This window comes from Enterocloster aldenensis (genome assembly GCF_003434055.1).
In the GTDB taxonomy this organism is placed as follows: domain Bacteria; phylum Bacillota; class Clostridia; order Lachnospirales; family Lachnospiraceae; genus Enterocloster; species Enterocloster aldenensis.
Genome location: NZ_QVEX01000005.1, coordinates 32,338 through 51,663, shown reverse-complemented (window position 1 = coordinate 51,663; position 19,326 = coordinate 32,338). Strand labels below are relative to the sequence as shown.

At 51.3% G+C, this 19,326-nt stretch carries 20 protein-coding genes; 8 read left to right on the top strand and 12 right to left on the bottom strand.

Annotated elements, in window-relative coordinates:
• Positions 1–199: 199 nt before the first annotated feature.
• The 12 genes from clpP to DWX59_RS11955 form a co-directional block, all read right to left on the bottom strand.
• Positions 200–790 carry an ATP-dependent Clp endopeptidase proteolytic subunit ClpP gene (gene clpP / locus DWX59_RS12015; RefSeq protein ID WP_117559397.1) on the bottom strand — a complete coding sequence of 197 codons (591 nt, stop codon included), beginning with the start codon at positions 788–790 and terminating at the stop codon, positions 200–202.
• Positions 787–1,227, bottom strand: coding sequence for a helix-turn-helix domain-containing protein (locus DWX59_RS12010; RefSeq protein ID WP_117559730.1), 441 nt, complete (start codon positions 1,225–1,227; stop codon positions 787–789). The genes clpP and DWX59_RS12010 overlap by 4 nt, the downstream gene beginning before the upstream one ends.
• Positions 1,228–1,537: 310 nt before the next feature.
• Positions 1,538–2,083 carry an NADH peroxidase gene (locus DWX59_RS12005; RefSeq protein WP_008723821.1) on the bottom strand — a complete coding sequence of 182 codons (546 nt, stop codon included), beginning with the start codon at positions 2,081–2,083 and terminating at the stop codon, positions 1,538–1,540.
• Positions 2,084–2,535: 452 nt separating this feature from the next.
• Positions 2,536–3,582: a hypothetical protein gene (locus DWX59_RS11995; RefSeq protein ID WP_117559395.1), complete on the bottom strand. Its 1,047-nt coding sequence runs from the start codon at positions 3,580–3,582 to the stop codon at positions 2,536–2,538.
• Positions 3,569–5,272 carry an MBOAT family O-acyltransferase gene (locus tag DWX59_RS11990; protein WP_117559393.1) on the bottom strand — a complete coding sequence of 568 codons (1,704 nt, stop codon included), beginning with the start codon at positions 5,270–5,272 and terminating at the stop codon, positions 3,569–3,571. Before DWX59_RS11990 ends, DWX59_RS11995 begins: the two co-directional genes overlap by 14 nt.
• A 14-nt stretch (positions 5,273–5,286) precedes the next feature.
• Complete coding sequence (locus DWX59_RS11985) at positions 5,287–5,514, bottom strand: phosphopantetheine-binding protein (protein WP_117559391.1); 228 nt, start codon at positions 5,512–5,514, stop codon at positions 5,287–5,289.
• Positions 5,514–6,821 carry a diaminopimelate decarboxylase family protein gene (locus tag DWX59_RS11980; RefSeq protein ID WP_117559729.1) on the bottom strand — a complete coding sequence of 436 codons (1,308 nt, stop codon included), beginning with the start codon at positions 6,819–6,821 and terminating at the stop codon, positions 5,514–5,516. The genes DWX59_RS11985 and DWX59_RS11980 overlap by 1 nt, the downstream gene beginning before the upstream one ends.
• A 19-nt stretch (positions 6,822–6,840) precedes the next feature.
• Positions 6,841–8,358 (bottom strand): amino acid adenylation domain-containing protein, encoded by a 1,518-nt coding sequence (locus DWX59_RS11975; RefSeq protein ID WP_117559389.1) that lies wholly within the window; start codon positions 8,356–8,358, stop codon positions 6,841–6,843.
• A gap of 228 nt (positions 8,359–8,586) precedes the next feature.
• On the bottom strand, positions 8,587–9,132 hold the full coding sequence (locus DWX59_RS11970; RefSeq protein WP_117559387.1) for an NADH peroxidase: 546 nt from the start codon (positions 9,130–9,132) through the stop codon (positions 8,587–8,589).
• A 125-nt stretch (positions 9,133–9,257) separates the two neighbouring features.
• A complete protein-coding gene (locus DWX59_RS11965) occupies positions 9,258–9,674 on the bottom strand; it encodes a Fur family transcriptional regulator (protein WP_117559385.1) in 417 nt (138 codons plus the stop codon).
• 157 nt (positions 9,675–9,831) lie between these two features.
• Positions 9,832–10,815, bottom strand: coding sequence for a LysR family transcriptional regulator (locus DWX59_RS11960; protein WP_117559383.1), 984 nt, complete (start codon positions 10,813–10,815; stop codon positions 9,832–9,834).
• The gene (locus DWX59_RS11955; protein WP_117559381.1) at positions 10,808–11,623 is read right to left on the bottom strand and encodes a phosphatase; all 816 of its coding nucleotides are present in this window, start codon (positions 11,621–11,623) and stop codon (positions 10,808–10,810) included. Before DWX59_RS11955 ends, DWX59_RS11960 begins: the two co-directional genes overlap by 8 nt.
• Before the next feature lie 210 nt (positions 11,624–11,833).
• Between DWX59_RS11955 and DWX59_RS11950 the strand changes: the two genes are divergently transcribed.
• Genes DWX59_RS11950 through DWX59_RS28545 form a run of 8 tightly spaced genes read left to right on the top strand, consistent with a single transcriptional unit; the run spans position 11,834 to position 19,300 of the window.
• Positions 11,834–12,610 (top strand): S1 RNA-binding domain-containing protein, encoded by a 777-nt coding sequence (locus DWX59_RS11950; protein ID WP_117559379.1) that lies wholly within the window; start codon positions 11,834–11,836, stop codon positions 12,608–12,610.
• 31 nt (positions 12,611–12,641) lie between these two features.
• Entirely contained in the window at positions 12,642–13,322 is a 681-nt protein-coding gene (locus tag DWX59_RS11945) for a GTP pyrophosphokinase (RefSeq protein WP_117559377.1), read from the top strand.
• A complete protein-coding gene (locus DWX59_RS11940) occupies positions 13,319–15,136 on the top strand; it encodes a glycerophosphodiester phosphodiesterase (protein WP_117559375.1) in 1,818 nt (605 codons plus the stop codon). The genes DWX59_RS11945 and DWX59_RS11940 overlap by 4 nt, the downstream gene beginning before the upstream one ends.
• 16 nt (positions 15,137–15,152) lie before the next feature.
• The gene (gene dtd / locus DWX59_RS11935; protein ID WP_117559373.1) at positions 15,153–15,605 is read left to right on the top strand and encodes a D-aminoacyl-tRNA deacylase; all 453 of its coding nucleotides are present in this window, start codon (positions 15,153–15,155) and stop codon (positions 15,603–15,605) included.
• A gap of 27 nt (positions 15,606–15,632) precedes the next feature.
• Positions 15,633–16,055 carry a DUF3783 domain-containing protein gene (locus tag DWX59_RS11930; protein ID WP_117559371.1) on the top strand — a complete coding sequence of 141 codons (423 nt, stop codon included), beginning with the start codon at positions 15,633–15,635 and terminating at the stop codon, positions 16,053–16,055.
• On the top strand, positions 16,052–17,557 hold the full coding sequence (locus DWX59_RS11925) for a vWA domain-containing protein (RefSeq protein WP_117559369.1): 1,506 nt from the start codon (positions 16,052–16,054) through the stop codon (positions 17,555–17,557). The genes DWX59_RS11930 and DWX59_RS11925 overlap by 4 nt, the downstream gene beginning before the upstream one ends.
• Complete coding sequence (locus DWX59_RS11920) at positions 17,554–19,131, top strand: ATP-binding protein (RefSeq protein ID WP_117559367.1); 1,578 nt, start codon at positions 17,554–17,556, stop codon at positions 19,129–19,131. Before DWX59_RS11925 ends, DWX59_RS11920 begins: the two co-directional genes overlap by 4 nt.
• Positions 19,094–19,300, top strand: a complete 207-nt coding sequence (locus DWX59_RS28545) for a hypothetical protein (RefSeq protein ID WP_147325806.1) — start codon at positions 19,094–19,096, stop codon at positions 19,298–19,300. The genes DWX59_RS11920 and DWX59_RS28545 overlap by 38 nt, the downstream gene beginning before the upstream one ends.
• The last annotated feature ends 26 nt before the right edge of the window (positions 19,301–19,326 follow it).

Below are 19,326 nucleotides of genomic sequence, written 5' to 3'. Positions count from 1 at the left end.
ACCTCTGTAGAATCCAGGCTTTTGCAAAGCCTTGAACCTCTACAGAGGTATCTCTTTTTCTGGATTTATTTTAGGGCAATTCCAGGGGCAGCTGGACTTATATAAGCCACATCTGCCCCTTCTGCTTGGAACTATCTATTTCCCCACAGCCCCGTTCTGCCGTCTTATGGATTATCATGTTGAACACAGGGGATGTCAATTACCGTCTGTCAATTATTTTGTCAATCAGGCCATACTCCACGGCTTCCCTGGCAGACATATAATAATCCCGCTCAGTATCAGCGGCAACCTGCTCAATGCTTTTCCCTGTATTGTCTGCCAGGATGTGGTTCAGGCGCTGTCTGCTTTTAATCATATGGTCTGATATGATTTTGATATCACTGGCCTGGCCCTGTATGCCGCTGCCATGGATGGCCGGCTGGTGAATCATGATTTCAGCATTGGGCAGGGCCAGACGTTTTCCTTTTGTACCGCCCGCCAGCAGGAAAGCGCCGAAGCTGGCGGCAAGTCCGATGCATATGGTGGACACGTCACACCGGATGAACTGCATGGTATCGTAGATGGCAAACCCTGCCGTGACCGATCCGCCGGGGCTGTTGATATAGAGCTGGATGTCTTTTTCCGGGTCCTGGGCCTCAAGGAATAGCATTTGGGCCGTAATCAGGCCGGCTGAGACATCGCTGACTTCCTCGCCGAGGAATATGATACGGTCTGACAGCAGTCTTGAGAAGATATCATAGCTCCGCTCCCCGCGGCTGGTCTGTTCGATAACATATGGTATTGTACTCATGCCGCCATTTTACCTCCACATATGCCGCCGCGCCGTGGGATGCAATGCATGGAACGCAAGGCGGCAGTGGCAGCCGGACTGCCAAGCCTGATTCTGGGGAGCCTGGGGACAAATACGCCATTCTTTCTGTATGTCTGGGGCGTGCACAGATAAAACTGGCTGAATGCAAGGGTAAATGCCTGTTGGGAACCGTAGCGGGCCTCGTAAGCTATTTCTACAATCGGTTTATCGGTTTCTGCCAGCTTCCTGGCCGCCAGGGTCAGCCTCCGGCCCTGTATATATTTGTATATCGTATATCCTGTATTATCTGCAAATACCCGGGCAATATAGAATTTAGAGTAATTGAGTTCCTTTGCAATCTTATCAAGGGGTATATCCTCTTCCAGATGATTCTCGATGTAGTCTGCTATCTTTTCAACAACGGTCTGATTCGTCATATGGGACATTCCTTTCTGCGCAGATGGCGGGTATGGATTTTCAGACATCCCCGTTATTTCTGCATATATTTTTAGTATAGCATGGATTGCGGAAGGCGTCTTAATAGAAATTGCCCTGATTTGCAGATTATCTGCGGGGGAGTGGCGGGATGCATAGCTGGCGGAAAGCAATTATCAGGTATATCCTTAGGTCCGATGCGTTTTAACGGTAAAAAACGGAAAAAAGCGGAAAAAAATCCGGTGCCGGGAGCATCAAATCATGCCCCGGACACCGGATGATTCCTGTTACATATTAATTTGAATGCTAAAATTAACCGAAGTATCTCTCTAACAGACCTGCGAATGCCTTGCCGTGACGGGCCTCGTCCTTTGCCATCTCATGGACCGTGTCATGGATTGCATCCAGGTTCAGGGCCTTGGCCCTCTTAGCCAGGTCGAACTTACCGGCAGTAGCGCCGTTCTCAGCAGCAACCCTCATCTCCAGGTTCTTCTTGGTGGAGTTTGTGACAACCTCGCCTAACAGCTCAGCAAACTTAGCTGCGTGTTCAGCTTCCTCATATGCGGCCTTGGCCCAGTACATGCCAATCTCAGGATAACCTTCCCTGTGGGCAACCCTTGACATGGCCAGGTACATACCTACCTCAGAGCACTCGCCCTCGAAGTTAGCCCTTAAATCCATCATAATATCTTCAGGGGAACCCTGTGCAACACCAACCTCATGCTCACATGCCCATGCCATCTTGTCAGCTTCCTGCTCTTTGAATTTGGATGCCGGAACACCGCACTGTGGACATTTCTCAGGTGCATTCTCGCCTTCATAAACATAACCGCATACTGTACATACCCATTTTTTTATAATCAATATTCTCCTTTTCCTTTTTCTATATTTTTTTTTATTAATAATAGTAATTGTTACTGATATTAATATAATACAAGGGGGAGAAAATGTCAAGAATATTTTTAAAGTTTTTTATAAAAAAGCGGAAAGAAAAATTACTATAAAAAGAGTTATGATCAGTAATATGAAGTTATGACACGAAGGGAGTTGTTTGACATATCTGTGCGCTGATATTAGAATGGAACATGTTAAGCTATGTCCGTTTATCTTTGGCGGGGAAAAGAAAGCTGTTTTAATTGATACAGGATTAGGGATTGCATGGATTTAGGAGACAGGACGCTGAAGGTCATCCATACTCCCGGACATTCGCCGGGGCATCATCAGTTATATGATATTTAGGTGTAAATTGGCTGGCCGCTCCATCTGTGGAGCGGCCACGCGCCTTTGCAGTTTCTGGATGCGGGGAATATTTACTGATACAAAAAATACGTTCCCTCATCCATATTCCCTGATTCCAGATCTGCCAGGAACTGTCCCAGCAGTGTGCTGAATTCCCCGGCTTTTATCCCGTCCATATGTCCGTCATAGTCCCAATACCCTTCCATGGAGCGGTCCATCAGCTCTGGTTTCAAGTAATTGAAATTATAATATGCAAGCCCCCAGCCGTTCATGAGCTTAGTAAAATACTCATGGGATTGGAGATAGGATTGGCCGAACTGGTTTAAGGTGTCCTGGGGAACCGGGGTGGTGATTACAGTGAGCCGGATTCCATTTTCACGGCAGTACCGTGCAATCCTGCCAAAATACCGGGCCGCCTTTTCTTTTACCATGGTTTCATCCCAGGGGATGTTGTTATAAGTGCCTTTGTCCTCCCCGGGCACACGGTCCCGGTAGATAAATCCCCGTCCGCCGTAATGCCCCACCGGGATATCCAGGATGGACGGGTCATAATCTTTATAGGCTGCGCTTTGTTTTTTCCTTATATTCACCGGTATCTGTGCGTACAGGTTCCTGTAATAACTCCAGGGGGCCAGGGCAGACCGGAAATCCAGGCCGGTTATCTTATCCATGAAATAGGAGGATTTTGCCTTTGATACCGGGAAGTCCTGATAAAAGAATATCTGTGTGGAGCCGTTTCGCTGTTCATTCATCCAATAGGATGGGTCCAGTTCGTATACCACTTGGGAAGGGGACTGGGTTTCGCAGGCCAGCTTTAAAAGATAATACATATCATTCGGATAGGCATCCGCCATGCACAGGCTTACGGAGCTGGTTCCGGTGGCCTGGTCAACCGCGGCAGGGTCAATCCCGTACTGTCCATGGGAGGTGCCGATGAAAATGGTATCATACTGCTGCCCGTTCCTCAGATTGTGAAGGTTAATCCTTACGGAGCTGGGAGGGATAAGGGCATAATTAAGCAGCATGGTGATGCACACGCACAGGGCAAGGAACAAAAATGCCCGGAACATTGCCCGGAACGTACAGGAGCGGGATGCGGGATCCTTAGAACTGTGCATAAATAAAACCTCCTCCCGTCAGATTGATCTGTCCCAGAAGCGGGATTGCAAAAAGCAGCATCAGATATATGCCCCATCTGGCTGCCAGGGGCTTTTTGGCGAGGGAACAGCGGATTTCCACATGATTTTCCTGAAGGAGGCTGACCATGAATAATACCCCGCATGCCAGTATCAGGGCCAGATAATCTTTTTTATCCAGACCCAGCCTCATCAGGGTTCCGTCCGTAAGGGCGGAGAAGGAGAAGCCTGTTACCGTGTTCTTCATCATGATAAAGGACGCCTTAAGGTCCTGGGCCATGTCAAAGTACCAGCTTATATTGACCAGAAGGAAGGTCCTTGCAATCTGGACCAGGCCCCAGGCTTTGGATTTTGTGGGGATGTGGAGTGCCAGGGCCGTCTTCTGGTACAGAGGGGCGGACAGGTTGCCCGCGGCAATGATGACTCCGTTATACAGGCCGTAAACAATATATTTCCAGGCTGGCCCATGCCATACGCCGACCAGGAAAAACACCAGCAGGTTAGCGATACACACCGGAAGCACCCGTCCGGCATGCCTGCCGAGATTCTTCTTGCAGTATTTACTAAAACGGTTCATTCCCTTGGACAGGGAAAATGGATAGAACACATAGTCCTTCATCCAGGTGCCCAGGGTAATATGCCAGCGGTGCCAGAAGTCAGAGATGGAACGCGCAAAATAAGGCCGTTTGAAATTCTGGTCCAGGGAAATGCCGAAGCATTCAGCCGCCCCCATCACCACGTCCATGCCGCCGGAAAAGTCGCCGTACAGCTGGATGGAATAGCACAGGACCCCCATGATGACCGCAATTCCTGTATAGGCTTCATAATTGCCAAACACCTCATTCACCACAACCGCGGCCCGGTCCGCTATGACAATTTTTTTAAAGTAGCCCCAAAGCATCAGCTGCAGGCCCCGTTCAACACGTTCCAGGCTGAATTTCCTCTGGCTGAACAGCTGGGATGCCAGACGGTCATAACGCCCGATTGGCCCCTGAAGGATTTGCGGAAAAAATGATACGAACAGGGCAAAACGGAACAGATTGTGGTCAGGAGCATATTTTCCCCTGTATACATCAATCAGATAACCCATGGACTGGAAGGTATAAAAGGAAATGCCAAGGGGCAGTATCAGTTTCCCCAAGGCAAAATCAGTCCCAAACAGCTGGTTGATGTTCCCCACTGCAAAATTCCTGTATTTGAGCACGGCCAGAATACCGAAGTTTATGAGGAGGGCGGCAGCTGCAATCCACTTCTTGTTTCGTTTGAAACGTGCCTTTACTGCTTTTTTCTGTTCTGGCGTTAACGGGGATGTTGATGTTGTTGCCGCGCTGGAAGGAACAGGGGGAGGGATTGTCTGCTTTTCTGGCTGAGTATCAGGATTCCAGGTTGTCTGGCTGTTAAGTCCCCCAGTTGTCTGGCCGTTAAGTTTCCCGGCTGTCTGACCGTTAAGTTCCCTGTCCATCTTCCCGTCCATATATTCCAAAATCAGGCCGGCGAGGAATGTGGTGATTGTCGTGGCCAGGATGAATACAACGGCCGTTGTCCCCGAAGCCAGGTAAAAAATGTAGCTGAAAAGAAGAAGCCACACCCATTGCAGCCGTTTAGGGATTACATAATATCCCAGGATGGCAACGGACAGGAACAGCAGGAAGTTCATTGAAAGAAAAGACATCATGCCCTCCCTTGTTAATTATCCCTGAGACGTTCAACCATGTTCCAGAGGGCCTGGGCGGAATTAAAATTATCCGGCACAATATCCACAGGCGATATTTCAATCTCAAATGCGTCATTTAATTCACTGACAATAGAGAGGATGTCGAAGGAATCCAGATATCCCTCATCAATCAGCCCGGTGCAGGTCTTAAAGTCAATAGTTGGTTTGATATCTTCTAAAATTTCTAATAATTCGTTCATTATGGATTCTCCTTTTTTATACAATCTTCAAAATATTGAATGCTGCCGTCATTGAATGGGCTGGTGGGGAGCGCGCCCCGGACCAGCTTAAGTCCGGCGTCCTTTTCATAGGTCAGGACAGCCGGCAGCCTGCGGCTTAAGAACAGATAAATTCCTTCCGTCACTGCGTATGCCCCAATCCGGTCAAATACCAGCATATCCCCGGTCTTTAAGCCGGGCAGGGGAAGGTTCTTGACCAGCATGTCCCCGGATGTACAGAGGGAACCGCATACCGTCCACTGAGAATCCCCGCCGGGGGGCTGGACATCAGGCATGCCGGGGGAAAGGGGGTGGGGAAGGAAGCGGATGGCCGGGATTTTCATGGCCATGGCCTGTCCGTAATAATTCACATGATTAATACCGCCGTCCACGATACAGTAATTCTGCCCCTGGTTCTGCTTGGTATCCACTACCCGGGTCACATAACTGCCGCAGGGCGCGGCCAGGAAGCGGCCTGCTTCCAGGGAGATGCGTCCCTTGAACGCCATGGCGTCAAGGGCTTCCCTGAAATCTGCCAGCATGGCATCCTCGTCCACCGGGGATTCCCCCTCAAAGTAAGGTATATGGAAACCCGGTCCATATTCCAGTTCACGGATTTCGTATTGCAGTTCGTTCCGTATCCGTTCCAGAAGGGCGTCCAGCTGTTCCAGTTCCTTTCGAATCTTGCCGGCCTGCTTTTTCTGGGTTCCTGAGTAGTACTGGAGTCCGGTAAAATGCAGATGGGTATAGCTGCTTCGTTTTTTGATTATGGAGAGGATTGTCTCCTCATCCATGCCAAACTGGTTTCCGCTGGTCAGACGCAGCAGGACACGCAGCGGATTTCCCTGTGTCTTGGCAGCGCAGGATTCCAACAGGTCCAGCTGGCTTAGGGACTCGGCGGTATAGGCGGCAGGGCCGGGAGTCCCGGCAGGGCCAGACAATGCGTCGGCGCCAGACCTTCCGGCAGGGCCAGATATTCCGGCGTCGCCCACAACCTCCCGGACATGGGCCGCCTCCTTATTAACGCCGGAGAGTACGATTTTCTCCAGGGGCACACCGGCCCTCCGGCATATGGCATATTCGCCGGGGGAGCACACCTCCAGGCCGTCCGCTTCCTGGGCGGCTGTCCTGGTAAAGAAAGGATTGGCCTTCATGGCATATAATATTTTAATATCCTGCCCAAGAACCTCCTTCATATGGCGGATGCGCCGGGCGAATGCGTCAAGGTCAAACACATAGGCGGGCGTTCCCTGGGTACGGGCGGCCTGACGCAGGATCTGTATGTCCATATTATCCATAATATCCATCTTACCCATAAAGCCTCCTTAATGCCTGGCGGTCAACCTTGCCGTTTTTAGTAAGGGGAAGGGCGGGCAGGTTCATGTAACGGTTGGGAAACATGTACCGCGGAAGGAGATGTTCCAGGCCTGCAGCAATCATTTTCTTATCCGCGTCCCCTTCGTAGAAGGCCGCAATCTTGTTTTTCTCTTCCAGGAATATGCAGACAGCCCGTCCCACCCCGCTGACGGTCTCAAGAGCGGCCTCAATCTCGCCCAGTTCAATCCTGTGGCCCATGTGCTTTATCTGGAAATCCCTGCGGGCATGGTAATATAACAGCCCATCTTCTCCGTAGTACGCCATGTCGCCGGTGCGGTAAATGGTTTCAGGATAATCCTGGTTCAGGGGATTCTGGACAAATGAAGCCCCGGTTTTCTCCTTGTCCCTGTAATATCCAAGGGCCAGCGCGGTTCCTGACACGCACAGCTCCCCGCAGGTGCCCGGTGCGGTAATAAGGCGGTCATCCTCATCCAGGAGGAATACCTTTTCATTGGGAAACGGAAGCCCGATAGGAATAGGGCTTCCCGGCTCAAAGTCCCGGTCCACCACATAGTAGGTGCAGTTACAGGTGATTTCCGTGGGGCCGTACAGGTTTACGAACATGGCGCCCGGAAGGTGGCTGCGCCAGGCGTTCAGATGTTTCACAGGCATGACCTCTCCGCTGAACAGGATTTTGTCCAGGTGTTCAGGCACGCGGTAGGTGAAGCCGTTCAGCGTGGTGATGATGCACAGGGCAGAGACCGCCCATATGGCTGTGGTTATCTTCCTGTCGCAGAGATAGTCCAGTAGTCCTGTGGGGATAGAAAACAGGCGTTTTGGTATGATTTCCATGGAAGCCCCTGTTTTCAGGGTTGAATAAATATCCTTCACGGAAACATCAAAATCAAATGGCGCCTGGTTGCCGATCACATCCCTGGAGGTAATATGGAACATTTCTGTAAAATGCTCCATAAAGTCGATGACAGAACGGTGTCCCACCACCACGCCCTTTGGGGCGCCGGTGGAGCCTGAAGTAAAGATTCCGTACAGCGGGTCCGTATCCATGGCCTGCCCGCGTATGGAGGCAAGGAGCAAAGGGTCCTGTGCATCGCTGCCAAGGGACAGAAGCATCCCCATATCAAGGATTTCCCCGGCAAAGGAGATGGGACCTGCCTCTTTCAGGCTGGGGCTGTCGGCAATCATGATATCTGCCTGTAAGGTGTCCAGGATGCGGTTCAGCCGCTTTGCCGGCTGCCCGGCATCCAGATAAATATAAAAACAGCCAGCATGGACAATCCCCATAAAGGCTCCCAATGTATAAGCGTTCTTTTCTGTCATGACGGGAATAGGCCGTCTTGGGCCGGTTTTCCTGCCAAGAAAGCTTCCAATCCGTCTGGACAGGGACAGAAGCTCTTTGTAGGTCAGGGCTGCATGTTCATCGGAAAAGGCCGGTTTATCAGGATATGCTTTTTCCGAAGCCTCAAGATAGCACAGAATATTTTGTATCAATGATAAGACCTCCGGTCCGTATGGATTTTTGTGCTTAGTCTAGCACAGAAGGGGAGCAGTTTCAAGGGAATTATTTCTGAAGATTCTATGACGATGGATACAGTATGGGGGTGTGGTGACTCAGTGGTAATCAGGAAGCTGCTTTGCTTATGCACATAAAAAGGGATGCCGCAAACCAATCCCCATTGGTCTTACAGCATCCCCTGAAATGTCTAACAATCCTAATGATTAACCGAAGTATCTCTCTAACAGACCTGCAAATGCCTTACCGTGGCGGGCCTCATCCTTAGCCATCTCATGAACCGTGTCATGGATTGCATCCAGGTTCAGGGCCTTGGCCCTCTTAGCCAGGTCGAACTTACCGGCAGTAGCGCCGTTCTCAGCAGCAACCCTCATCTCCAGGTTCTTCTTGGTGGAGTTTGTGACTACCTCGCCTAACAGTTCTGCAAACTTAGCTGCATGCTCAGCTTCCTCAAACGCAGCCTTCTCCCAGTACAGGCCAATCTCAGGATAACCTTCCCTGTGGGCAACCCTTGACATGGCCAGGTACATACCTACCTCAGAGCACTCGCCCTCGAAGTTAGCCCTTAAATCCATCATGATATCTTCAGGGGAACCCTGTGCAACGCCAACCTCGTGCTCACATGCCCAAGCCATCTTGTCGGATTCCTGCTCTTTGAACTTGGATGCCGGAACACCGCACTGTGGACATTTCTCTGGTGCATTCTCGCCTTCATAAACATAACCGCATACTGTACATACCCATTTCTTCATAATCAATATTCTCCTTTTCCTTTTATGGATTTCATTTTTATGTTCCGGACATCAGGTGCCCGGAACGGATCATTTACTGGTTATCAATAATAGTAATCATTACTGATATTGATAATATAAATCATTTAAGCCGGTTTGTCAATACCTTTATCAACTTTTTTTCCCAAACAATTCTTGCAGCGGCCATAGAACAGCACATAGTGGCTGTCAATGATACCCGGGGCGCAGCTTTGGGCATCCTGGTTCAGTTCCTCAAGGGCCCCAAGATCCATGTCGTAAACCTGGCTGCATTCAGTACACACAAAATGATAATGCTGTCGGGTGTCCCCATCAAAATGATCGGCGCCGTCCCCGCAGGTCAGCTTCCTTATCTCTCCGGTTTCAACCAACAGGTTCAGGTTACGATAGACTGTTCCCAGGCTGATGTTGGGAAATTCTTCACGGATGCTGGCGTATAGGGCGTCTGCCGTAGGATGGTCATGTCGGTTCATCAGACTGGCTTTGATGGATTCCCTCTGACGGCTATACTTTAAAGTTTTCATAGCATCTCCTTCTATAGAATATGATAATAATAACAGTTACTATTTATATTCTAGCAGATATCATATCCCATGTCAAGGCGCTTTGCGGATTTATGGATTATGTCAAGGCGCTTTACGGATTATATGTTTTATGCATGGTACGCCTTGGCCTGCGGGTTCAGGCCTCCTTCTGCGATCCGTCCTCCGCCGGATAAGCGATATGCTCCCGGGCAATCCGTATGAACTCCCGGGTGGCCCTGGACATATAACGTCCCTTGTGGTAACCGATACCAAGGACGCCGTGGGCCCTGGAGTAGTTAAGGGAATAGAGGTTCAGCCTGGAGTGCTCCAGCAGGGCCTGGCGCGGGGAACTGGCGGACTGGTCCGTGGCCATGAACATCTTGGGATAGAATGTGACTCCCATGCCTTTGCGGCATAAGGCGAGGACGGTTTCAATGTTCTCTGTCTCAAGCACTACCCTGGGGCTCATCTGGGCATCCTCAAATATCTCGTCTGCAATGGTGCGGACCCGGTTGCCCTTTTTTAACAGGACAAAAGGACACTGCTCCAGGAGACGGATATCCGTGGAGGAGGAAAGAGAATGCCTGATATCATCCAATTGGCCCGGATAAGCTTTTTCTATTACCTCATCCGGCACAACCATAAGGATTTCCTCGCCGCAGATAGGCACGGTTTCCACATTTTCCACTGTAAACGGCAGCAGGTCTATCATCAGGTCAATGCTGCCGTGAAGCAGGTTTGAGGCCAGCTGGCTTGAATTGCCCTCCACCAGGTTAAGCTCAATGCCCGGGAACCGGGCCTGGTAGGTTGGCAGGATCTCCGGCAGGATCACACGTCCGCGGGTATGGGACACGCCGATGGAGAGCTGGCCCGTGGAGAAATCCTTGATATCGGCAATTTCCTTATATGTCTCGTCCCTCAGGTTTAAAAGATCCCTGGCCCTGGCTTTTAAGGAATGGCCCGCATAGGTCAGGGTGAGGGGGGAGGTCCGGTTAAACAGCACCACGTCAAATTCTTTTTCCAGGTTGGAGATGTGGTTGCTCAGGGATTGCTGTGAAATAAACAGTTTTTTGGCTGCCCTGGTAAAATTCAGTTCTTCCGCCGCCACCAGGAAATACTCCAGATTCAGGAAGTTAATCATCACTTGGTCCCTCCTGCAGCAGCTGCGGCCGCGGTGCCCCCGTATCCCTGGGAAGCTGGCCGCATCTTGCGCCCTCGGGCTGGGCCAGGATGGCATTCAGGCGGGGGATGTAGGCGGACAGAAGTTCAAGGGATGTATTGACCACCAGTTCCTGCGGGAAGTCCAGTTCCTCAAGCAGGGCATAGGCAGATGCATGGTTTCCGGAATCAGCTTCACAGTGGGCATCGCTGTTGACAATCACAGGCGTGCGGTAATGCCTGCACAGTTCCAGCATTTTCACATAGTTTTCCCGTACGCCCTGTCGGTAGCTTAAGGGGGTCAGGGAGCTGTTGTTGACTTCCAAAAGCTTGTGGTGTTCCCTGGCAGCCGCTGTCAGCGTGTCATAATCAATGGGAAAGCGGCTGTCATCCGGATGTCCGATGATGTGGATGGCCGGATTCTTCATGGCGCCCAGGTATGCATCGGTGTTCTGGGAAGCAGTGCCGCTTTTTATACAGGGCTGATGGAGGCTGGCAATGGAATAATCCAGCTTCTCCAGAAAATCCTGGTCCAGATCCACATTACCCTCAAAATCCATGATGTTCAGTTCCACCCCCATCAGGAGCTTCATGCCGTACAGGGTGCGGGGAAGGACTTTAAAGTTAATGAAATGGTAATAATGGGAGCTGCCGGGCATGGCAGGGGCATGGTCGGAGCTGCCGAAGATCCGTATGCCCCGCCCTGAGGCGGATGCGGCCATCTCGTAAAGTGAGTTATAGGCATGCCCACTGGCCGTGGTGTGGGTGTGCAGGTCCAATAAATCTATCATGGAACATAGGTCCTTTCTTGCTGAAATTGCGTATATCTGCTGCTGTCTGAATCATATCACATTTTCCTATCAGTGAAAAGTTATAAAAAAAGAATAAAAAACTAAATTTTGGTATATTTTTATAAGAAAACTATAGAAATATTAGGTGGGTTGTTGTTATAATGGAGAGGAAAATATTTTGCTATATATACGGAAGGTGAGGAGACTATTATGAGTGAAGAAATGAACAAGGAATTAGAAACAGAGGTAATTGCCGGAGTGACCGCAGAAGAACCCGTGGAGACCATGGAGGATTTTGCGGCGGAGCTGGAGGCATCCTACAAGACGCTGAACAAGAGGAACATTGAACTGTCTGAAGAAGAAAGCGGCCAGGGCGCCAAGTGGGCCCAGTTTGCTCAGATGATGGAAGATAAGACCGTTGTAAAGGTGAAGATCAATGAGGCTGTCAAGGGCGGCGTGGTCACATCCCTGGAGGAAGTACGCGCATTCATCCCGGCCTCCCAGCTGTCTACAGAGTATGTGGAGAAACTGGAAGACTGGCAGGGCAGGTATGTGGAGTGTGTGATCATCACCGTTGACCCTGAGAAGAAGAGGCTGGTGCTCTCCGGACGCGAGGTGGAACGAGGCAGGAAGGAAGCTGAGAAGCAGGCGCGCATGGAACAGTTCAAGGCCGGCGATGTTGTGGAAGGAACCGTGGACAGCATCAAGCCTTACGGCGCGTTCATCAAGCTGGATGAGGGCGTGGACGGACTGCTGCACATTTCCCAGATCAGCACACAGAGGATTAAGCATCCGGGTGCAGTGCTTACGGAAGGACAGACCGTTAAGGTTAAGATCCTTAACACGGATAACGGCAAGCTGAGCCTGAGCATGAAGGTGCTGGCTGAGCAGACCGCTGACCAGGAAGCCCATGAGACATTTGACTACAAGGAGACCGGATCCGTGTCCACCGGGCTGGGCGACCTGTTAAAGGGGCTGAAGCTCTGATCCGGTATTAACTAGATAAGGAGGGATAGGAATGTCCAATATCCCCAAAACGGATGACCAGGTTGACCAATGGCGTTCAGTCATGTTTTTATATGATTCAGCACTGAAAAAGGTTAATACTAAAATCGAGATACTGAATAACGAATTTGTAAGCCGTTATGACTATAACCCGATTGAACATATCAAATCCCGGCTTAAGACGGCTGAGAGCATTGTAAAGAAACTGAAAAAGGATGGGTATGAGGTATCCATCGAGAATATGATGGAACGGCTCAGCGACATTGCCGGCATACGGATCATCTGTTCCTTTACATCGGATATTTACCAGATTGCGGATATGATAGCTTCCCAGGGGGATGTGACGGTCCTTCATGTGAAGGATTACATCAAGAATCCCAAGCCCAACGGATATAAGAGCTATCACATGGTTGTGACGGTCCCTGTGTACCTGACGGACGGTCCGGTGGAAACCAAGGTGGAGATCCAGATACGTTCGGTTGCCATGGACTTCTGGGCCAGCCTGGAACACAAGATTGCTTACAAGTTCGAGGGCAATGCGCCTGAGAACCTGTTAAAAGAACTGAAGGCCTGTGCGGATATGGTAGATATGCTGGATGCCAAGATGTTCTCACTCAATGAGGCCATCACGGCATTTGCAAAAGAACAGCGCCAGGATGAACTGCAGGGACAGACGGAAGAAGAATATAAGTGAACAGATTGATCAGGGAAACAGATCAGGTGATTAAACTGAACCTGCGCCAGCTGGCAGTATTTGAAGTACTGTTCCGGCTGGTTGCAGGTACATTCTATATCAGGCTGGCAAACCAGCTGCTTAGGTTCTCGTTGCGCATGGCAGGGTACAGTTACCTTTCCATGAGTAATATGGGGGCCTTTCTTTGGCGTCCGCTGACCATTGTCTGCGTGGCCGCTATCATTGCCGTGGGCATGGTCCTTATGGTGGTTGAAATCGCGGGCCTTATAACGGCTTACCAGGCATCGGCCTATTCCAGACGGATTGACTCCCTGTCCATCTTAAAGGGCGCCGTGGATAAGGTCTTTGATGAGTGGAAGAAAAGGAACTGGAAGCTGCTTCCCCTGGCTTTTGCTGATTTCCTGATGATGAACAGTTTTTTGCTGCTCCGCCTGCTTACCAGGATAAAACCCGTTAATTTTGTCATGGCGGAGATTGTCCGCGGCCCTGTTACCAGACTGGGCCTGGTGCTGGCAGTGGTGTTACTGATCCTTATCGGCATTCCTACCATGCTGGTGTTTTTTACCTGCATGATAGAGCAGAAGGACTTCCGGGACGGCTTCAGGCGCAGTATGGAGATCCTTGGAAGGAAATGGCCCAGGGCCGTGGGCCTTCTCCTGGCGCTGAACCTGGGGCTTATCCTGTTCCTGGTCCTGCTTCATTCTGTGATCGTGGTGGTATCCGCGGTGGTGGTAACGCTGTTTGTGGACAGCTATGCCGCCATGGCCGTGCTGGCGGCTGTGTGCGCAAGGCTTGAACTGGCGGTGCTGTTTATCGGCACCATTCTGGTATCGGTGGTGGATTTTGGCGCGCTTACCGTTGTCTATTACCAGTTTGAAAGAGGGCATGTCCATGGCCATCCCTGGGATTTTGGGATTTCGGAGGATATGCACCTGGGCGGGATGCACATCAAACGGAAATGGATGCTTACCATTACAGGCGCACTGGCCGGCGCCAGCCTGTTCATGATTTTCGATATGGTGTACAACGGCGTATCCCCGGACTGGTCGGTCCTTGGCCAGACTGAGATAACGGCGCACAGGGGAAGCTCTAAGATGGCGCCGGAGAATACCATGGCAGCCCTGGAGGCGGCCATGGAGGAGATGGCGGATTACAGTGAGATAGATGTGCAGACAACGGCGGACGGCATCGTGGTCTTGTGCCATGACCTGAACCTGAAGCGGGTGGCAGGGGTGGACCGGACCCTGGGCAGCATGACCTATTCCCAGCTGGAGCAGCTGGATGTGGGAAGCCATTTTTCACCGGAGTTCAAAGGGGAGCGGATTCCCGCGCTGAGGGAGGTATTGGAGGCATGCAAGGGCCGGATGAAGCTTAATATTGAGCTTAAGAATATTGGCAATGACACCAGCTTGCCGGAGCAGGTGGCTGCCCTTGTTAAGGAGTATGATATGGAGGACCAGTGTGTCATTACTTCTGTAAAGCTTAAGTACCTGGAACGGGTTAAGGATATGAACCCGGATCTGAGGACCGGATACATACTGGCCGCGGCCTATGGGAACTATTATGAGAGCGGGGATTTTGACTTTATCAGCATACGTTCCAGCTTTGCAGGCCGGCGCCTGGTGGAGGCGGTCCATGAGGATGGCAAGGCAATCCATGTGTGGACCGTGAACAGCAAGACCGAGATGAATCAGATGAAGCTATTGGGAGTGGATAATATCATTACTGATTATCCGGCCCGGGCCAGGGAGATACTTTACAGGGAAGAGGCCACGGAAACCCTGATGGAATACCTGAAAATGATGATACGATGAAAAGGAGACAATGCATATGAGAGCAGTGGTTCAGCGGGTAACCCAGGCCAGCGTGACAGTGGACGGCGAACTCCTGGGAAGGATTGGAAAGGGGTTCATGATACTTCTGGGGGTGGCTGACGGGGATACGGTGCAGGTGGCTGAAAAGATGGCGGACAAAATCTGCCGTTTAAGGATATTTGAGGATGAAAATGGAAAAACTAACCTATCGTTGGCCGATGTGGAAGGGGAGCTTCTGATTATCAGCCAGTTTACCCTGTACGCGGACTGCCGCAAGGGCAACCGCCCAAGCTTTGTCAAGGCAGGCGCGCCCCAGATGGCGGAGTCCCTGTACAAGCGGTTCATGGAACGGTGCAGCCAATATGTGGATGTGGTGGAAAAGGGCCGGTTTGGCGCGGACATGAAGGTGGAGCTTTTAAATGACGGGCCGTTTACCCTGATGCTGGACAGCGAGGAACTGTTCAAATAAATGCAGGGGCCTAAGAGGAGTGATGGTATGGCAAAATTAACAGAGACAGTATTATATTATAATCCGGGCAGGCCCGAGACCATGAAGCATGTGGCAATGATGAAAAGCGTGCTGGTACGCATGGGCATACGGATCCGGAACATTGGCCCGGAGCAGGTGCTGGAGACAGTGGGATATCTGGCCGGCATGGACGGATTCCAGGTACTGGATAAGGCGCCTGAGGGCCAGGAGGCTGCGGGGCTCCCTGTGATTCCCGTGGAAATGATGGTGCTTAAGCAGTTTTCCAACAGGCGGCTGGATGAGCTGTTGATGAACCTAAGAAAAGCCGGGGTGCCAAGGATTGGGCTGAAGGCGGTGCTGACAGAGCATAACAGCACATGGACCTTCTACCATCTGTATGAGGAACTGAAGGAAGAGCATGAGACAATGACAGCGGGAAAAGGACAATGACAGACCCAACCAGGAAAAGGCAGCTGGAGGAACTGGACCAGGTAAAACTGTGCACCAGGATCCTTTATCAGGCCAGAAGTGAACTATATCTGAATATGAGGTTCCTGGATGTTTCTTTAAGCAGCCTTGGATTTGAGGCTGACTGGGGCCGCGGCGGGATTGCCACTGACGGATGGCTCATCTACTATGGGCCTGAGTACCTGACCGCCCTGTTTGGCCAGGGTAGGAACCGGGTCAACCGGGCGTATCTGCACATGCTGTTCCACTGCCTTTTCTGTCACATGTATACACGTAAGGACAGGGATAAGGATTACTGGGACCTGGCATGTGATATTGCCATGGAGTCCGTAATAGACGGACTCTTTCAGAAGTGTGTCCATGTGCCAAAGAACCCCCTTCGCAGGGAAACCTACTTAAGGCTTGAAAAACAGCTGGCCCGGGAACCGGGTGGGGCCGGGCAGGAACAGGGACCCGGGCAAGGACAGACATCCGGGCAGGGACAGACACCCGGGCAGGGACAGACACCCGGACAGGAACAGACATCCGGGCAGGGACAGACATCCGGGCAGGAACCGCGCAGGATTCCCCTGACAGCGGAGCGTGTTTACCGTGCCCTTAAGGAGATGGGGCTTTCCGGGCGCAGGCTCCAGCAGCTGCAATCCGAGTTCTATGTGGACAGCCATGACCTGTGGGAGCAGGAGGATGATTCCAGGCAGGCCAGGCCGCGGCAGGAGCAGTGGAACGACAACCGTGAGAAGGTACAGACCCAGATGGAGACAATGGGTTCCAAGGACGAATCCGAGGATAACAGAAGCCTTTTAGACCAGGTCCAGGTGGAGAACCGGGAACGCTATGATTACAGCCGGTTCCTGCGCAAGTTCGCTGTGCTGAGGGAGGAGATGCAGGTGGACCCGGATTCCTTTGACTATGCTTTTTATACCTACGGGCTTTCCCTCTATGGGAACATGCCCCTGCTTGAACCGCTTGAGTCAAAGGAGGTTTACCGGATAGAGGACTTTGCCATTGTCATTGACACCTCCATGTCCTGTTCCGGCGAACTGGTGGCACGGTTCCTGGAAGAAACGTACGATGTGCTGTCTGAGTCCGGGAGCTATTTTAAGAAGGTCCATGTGCACATCATACAGTGTGATGATGCGGTACAGTCCGACGTGGTTGTCACCTGCCCGGAGGAGTTAAAGGAGTACATGGGACATTTTGAGATAAAAGGGCATGGGGGGACGGATTTCCGCCCGGCTTTTGAGTATGTGAACGGACTCAGGGCCAGACGGGAGGTGGTGAACCTGCGTGGCCTGATTTATTTTACAGACGGCCTGGGCATCTATCCGGTGCAGGCGCCGCCCTATGACACGGCATTTGTTTTTATTGAAAATATGTTCTCCGATGAATCGGTTCCTGCCTGGGCCATGAAGGTGGTGCTTAAGGAGGAACAGATCATGGAGTATAAAGGAAAACCAAAGGATGCAGGAGAGCAGGACTCATGAATATTAAGCGGGCAAAGGAAGAGATAAAGGACACCATAGAGGCATATCTTCTAAAGGATGAAAACGGGGAATATGTAATCCCTGCCATCCGGCAGAGGCCGGTTCTCCTGATTGGGCCCCCAGGCGTGGGGAAAACCCAAATCATGGAACAGATATCCAGGGAATGCCGCATCGGGCTGGTGGCATATACCATTACCCACCATACAAGGCAGAGCGCAGTGGGGCTTCCATTTATTGACAGGAAAATGTTCGGCGGCCGGGAATACGCGGTGACAGAGTATACCATGAGCGAGATTGTGGCATCCATTTATAATAAGATAGAGGACAGCGGATTAAAGGAAGGCATTCTTTTCATTGATGAAATCAACTGCGTCTCGGAGACGCTGGCGCCTACCATGCTTCAGTTCCTCCAGTGCAAGACATTTGGCAGCCACCGGATTCCGGAGGGCTGGATCATTGCGGCCGCCGGTAACCCGCCGGAATACAACAAGTCGGTCCGGGAGTTTGACGTGGTTACCCTGGACCGTATTAAGCGGATTGATGTGGAGCCGGACCTTGGGGTGTGGAAAGAGTATGCCTATAAGGAGAATATACATCCTGCCATCATTTCCTATCTGGGAATCAAGGGCCAGTATTTCTGCCATATTGAGACCACGGTGGACGGGAAAATGTTTGCAACGCCCAGGGGCTGGGAGGACCTGTCACAGTTGATCCTGGTCTATGAGAAGCTGGGCAAGAAAGCGGACAGGAATGTAATCAGCCAGTATATCCAGCACCCCAGGATTGCAAAGGATTTTGCCAATTACCTGGAGCTGTATTATAAATACCAGGATGAGTACCAGGTGGAAGGAATCCTTAACGGGGTCATGAACGAGGCTTTGTGCCACAAGGTGGCAAAGGCTTCCTTTGACGAGCGGCTCAGCGTCACCGGCCTGCTGCTGTCCAAACTGACGGATGGGTTTAAGGCCCTGTTTGCGGAGAACCAGGTGATGGAGCTTTTGATGGGACAGCTTAAGGCGTACCGCCAGGAGCTGGAGAGGGCGGATGACGGCGGTATGGAATCCGCGGGGCAGGAACCTGTGGGACAGGAACCCGCAGCGCTGGGAGGACGGCCCCAGCCTTCAGAAATCCTGCAGCAGCTGGCAGAGGACATGGAGAAGGAGAGGCTGCGGGGCAAGAAGAACGGCCTGCTTGGAAGGCAGGAAGAAAGGATGGGACGCAGATGCGCCGCTATTCTGGAAGATTATGCGCAGCAGATGAGGGAAGAGGCTGTGAAAGGCGCTGCTGCCGGGAAGGATGAGGCATGGCAGTGGGTGCGGGGCCGTTTCATGGGCCGGAGCGATGACTATGAGGCGTGGAAGGAGGACCTGGGCCGGAAACTGGAACATGCATTCAATTTCATGGAGGCGTCCTTTGGAAACGGACAGGAGATGGTCATATTCGTCACAGAACTGAATACCAGTGCTGCCAGCGTATGGTTTCTGGAGCAGTATGAATGTGAGCGGTATTACAGATATAATAAGGAACTTCTGTTTGATGAGCAGGAACAGGCCATCAGGGAGAGGATACGGTAGGGAGCACGGATGGTTACAAAGCATAATGTTTGTGGAGAACGCAAAAATCAAATGTGCAGAGGCTTTCTTCCGTCAACTGACAATTGACGGTTATGCCGTATCATTCCAAACGCAGTTGAGCAACAGGAAGGCCAAGCAGGTTATTGATGATGCAGAAACAGGATTATAACATCAAAGCACCGAGCTACATAACGG